We start from the raw sequence: 822 nt of genomic DNA, 5'->3' as shown, positions 1-822 counted from the left end.
CCGAAGTTGACGTCCTCCGAGCCCTTGCTGATCTTGGCCTCGCAGTCCACGTAGTCGCCCTCGCGGCCGGCGCGGAAGGTGTCGATGAAGATGTTCTCGCTGCCGAAGTTGACGAGGCTGGGCGGCATGCTTGTGCTTGTCGCACATGGCCACGTCCAGCCCGGCGCGGATGGCAGGCAGCTTGTTGATGAAAGACCGTGGCGACCCCCGTCGCGGTGAGCTCGCCGCAATCGGAGCTGAAACTTCGCCCCAGCGCCTCCCCGAACGACTGGAAGAAGTCGCCCACCAGGCTGAACATGTGGCTCACCACCAGCGTGCCCACGAACACGGCCGCGCCGATCAGAAAGCCCGCCAGGGTGCCGAGCCCCGGGCAGGCGATGGTGCCCACGGCCGCGCCGATCGCCACCGCCGCCCCGAACTCGATCGCCACCGCCGTGGCCGCCCCCGCCGCATGGCCCTCGCGGGCGTAGGTGTGGGCGATGGGATCGTGCAGGCGGGCGGCTTTGGGCATGGAGCGCGGAAGGAAGGTACGCCGGTGGGCGGGTTTGTAAAAGGCCGTGCGGTCTGTCGCGAGGGCGGCGTGGAGCCTTGGGGGCGTGCCTTACTGCGGCCGCACGCGCACGCTTTGCAGGATGGACGCCCACTGCGCTTCGTGGTGCGGCTTCCAGGGCGCCGCATGGGTGCCGGTGAGCACCAGCGCCTTGCGCTCGGGCAGCTCGATCAGCACGATGCGCTGGTAAAGCGTGTGACCTTGCTTGCTGTACGAGACCGAGGCGCCCACGGCGTTGGGGGCAGCGGTTTCGTTGGCCGGCGGCTCACCGG

2 protein-coding genes are annotated in these 822 nt (G+C 69.2%); one reads left to right on the top strand and one right to left on the bottom strand.

Features of this window, described 5'->3' with window-relative positions; genetic code table 11:
* Positions 1 to 215: 215 nt before the first annotated feature.
* Positions 216 to 470 carry a hypothetical protein gene (locus AC27IQ_RS26010; protein WP_487091364.1) on the top strand — a complete coding sequence of 85 codons (255 nt, stop codon included), beginning with the start codon at positions 216 to 218 and terminating at the stop codon, positions 468 to 470.
* A gap of 131 nt (positions 471 to 601) precedes the next feature.
* Here the strand turns inward: AC27IQ_RS26010 and AC27IQ_RS26005 are convergent.
* Positions 602 to 822: DcrB-related protein (locus tag AC27IQ_RS26005; protein WP_487091363.1), on the bottom strand; the 221-nt coding region annotated here is incomplete at its 5' end.

The sequence above is a fragment of the Acidovorax sp. KPB24-07 genome, from assembly GCF_057543315.1.
This window is presented reverse-complemented; position numbering and strand designations above follow the sequence as displayed.